Annotated in this window: 2 rRNA genes (1 of these 2 cut by a window edge); both read left to right on the top strand. The window is 55.0% G+C overall.

From position 1 onward, the window contains the following. Window positions 1-1,899, top strand: a 23S ribosomal RNA gene (locus BUB78_RS16835) (it extends 930 nt beyond the left edge of the window). A gap of 88 nt (window positions 1,900-1,987) precedes the next feature. Continuing rightward, window positions 1,988-2,102: ribosomal RNA gene (gene rrf, locus BUB78_RS16830) — 5S ribosomal RNA — on the top strand. The last annotated feature ends 398 nt before the right edge of the window (window positions 2,103-2,500 follow it).

Raw genomic sequence — 2,500 nt, 5'->3', positions numbered from 1 at the left:
CAAACTCCGAATACCGAGGAGTACTAGATGGCAGACAGACTGCGAATGCTAACGTCCGTAGTCGAGAGGGAAACAACCCTGACCTACAGCTAAGGCCCCCAATTCATGGCTAAGTGGGAAAGCAGGTGGGACGACCAAAACAACCAGGAGGTTGGCTTAGAAGCAGCCATCCTTTAAAGATAGCGTAACAGCTCACTGGTCTAAATAAGTTGTCCTGCGGCGAAGATGTAACGGGGCTCAAGCCATGAGCCGAAGCTTAGGATGCCGTAAGGCATGGTAGCAGAGCGTAGTGTGACATAGTTCCATGTCTCTTTAGCGACTTCGGTCGTTACGGAGACAAGGAGCTTTCGATGAAGCCGGGGCGTGAGCCATCCGGTGGAGAGATCACTAGTGAGAATGATGACATGAGTAGCGACAAAGAGTGTGAGAGACACTCTCGCCGAAAGTCCAAGGGTTCCTGCTTAAAGCTAATCTGAGCAGGGTAAGCCGACCCCTAAGGCGAGGCCGAAAGGCGTAGTCGATGGGAACCAGGTTAATATTCCTGGGCCAGGAAGAAGTGACGGATCTCGAGGGTAGTTCATCCTTATCGGATTGAATGGGCTGCTTAGAGGTTCCTGGAAATAGCTCTTCCGCTAGATCGTACCCTAAACCAACACAGGTGGACTGGTAGAGAATACCAAGGCGCTTGAGAGAACTATGTTGAAGGAACTCGGCAAAATACCTCCGTAAGTTCGCGAGAAGGAGGCCCGGTTTCCAGGCAACTGGAGGCTGGGGGCACAAACCAGGGGGTGGCGACTGTTTACTAAAAACACAGGGCTCTGCGAAGTCGCAAGACGACGTATAGGGTCTGACGCCTGCCCGGTGCCTGAAGGTTAAAAGGAGGGGTGAGAGCTCTGAATTGAAGCCCAGGTAAACGGCGGCCGTAACTATAACGGTCCTAAGGTAGCGAAATTCCTTGTCGGGTAAGTTCCGACCTGCACGAATGGCGTAACGACTTCCCCGCTGTCTCCAACATAGACTCAGCGAAATTGAATTACCTGTCAAGATGCAGGTTTCCCGCGGTTAGACGGAAAGACCCCGTGCACCTTTACTACAGCTTCGCACTGGCATCAGGATTGTGATGTGCAGGATAGGTGGTGGGCTTTGAAGCAGGAACGCTAGTTTCTGTGGAGCCTCCCTTGAGATACCACCCTTCGCACTCTTGATGTCTAACCGCGGTCCGTTATCCGGATCCGGGACCCTGCGTGGCGGGTAGTTTGACTGGGGCGGTCGCCTCCTAAAGCGTAACGGAGGCGCGCGAAGGTTGGCTCAGAGCGGTCGGAAATCGCTCGTTGAGTGCAATGGCAGAAGCCAGCCTGACTGCGAGACTGACAAGTCGAGCAGAGTCGAAAGACGGCCATAGTGATCCGGTGGTCCCAAGTGGGAGGGCCATCGCTCAACGGATAAAAGGTACGCCGGGGATAACAGGCTGATACTGCCCAAGAGTCCATATCGACGGCAGTGTTTGGCACCTCGATGTCGGCTCATCTCATCCTGGGGCTGGAGCAGGTCCCAAGGGTACGGCTGTTCGCCGTTTAAAGAGGTACGTGAGCTGGGTTTAGAACGTCGTGAGACAGTTCGGTCCCTATCTGCCGTGGGTGTAGGATACTTGAGAGGAGTTGCCCCTAGTACGAGAGGACCGGGGTGAACGAACCACTGGTGGACCTGTTGTGGCGCCAGCCGCAGTGCAGGGTAGCTATGTTCGGACAGGATAACCGCTGAAGGCATCTAAGCGGGAAGCCCCCCTCAAAACAAGGTATCCCTGAGAGCCGTGGTAGACCACCACGTCGATAGGCCAGAGATGTAAGCACAGTAATGTGTTCAGTTGACTGGTACTAATTGCTCGATAGGCTTGATTTGATCCAGTAATAGCCAGACTGTTACGGACAAATCAGAAGCATACACATCATTAGATAACTTGACTTGGACGTTAGAGGTTTTTTCTCGGTTTGGTGGTCATAGCACAAGCGAAACACCCGGTCCCATCCCGAACCCGGCCGTTAAGCGCTGTCGCGCCAATGGTACTGCGTCTTAAGACGTGGGAGAGTAGGTCGCCGCCAAACCTAGTAAAAACCTCAAATGATAGTATCTCTCTAAACGATCATCAAAACCCCCCAGATTTATGAAACCTCGCTGCTCTCGACAGGTCAGGGGCGTTCACCCGTGGCCCAGAGATGTAACCTCGCCAGAGGGCGATTGTTGCCCCGGCTCGGCGTGCCAGGGCAGGTCTCACGACCATCACAGCGCGCCCAATCGCGGCTGAGCAATCGCAGGCGTTTCACTTAGCCCCGGCCATCAGCGCATCGGCGGCCCTGGTCAGGCGCCCCCTTCGCGGCCCAGCCAGTACAATCCCCCCGGACGGCACCGCCCGCTGTCGAAAAGACACAGGCTGGACCTTCGCCCGCAGCGATGGCCGTCGCAATATCGGGGGGGCATGAGAGCAGATCATCGTCAATATGCG

This window comes from Roseovarius marisflavi (assembly GCF_900142625.1).
GTDB lineage: Bacteria > Pseudomonadota > Alphaproteobacteria > Rhodobacterales > Rhodobacteraceae > Roseovarius > Roseovarius marisflavi.
Note: the sequence above shows the minus strand (reverse complement) of the source record. Positions and strands in the feature narration are given on the sequence as shown.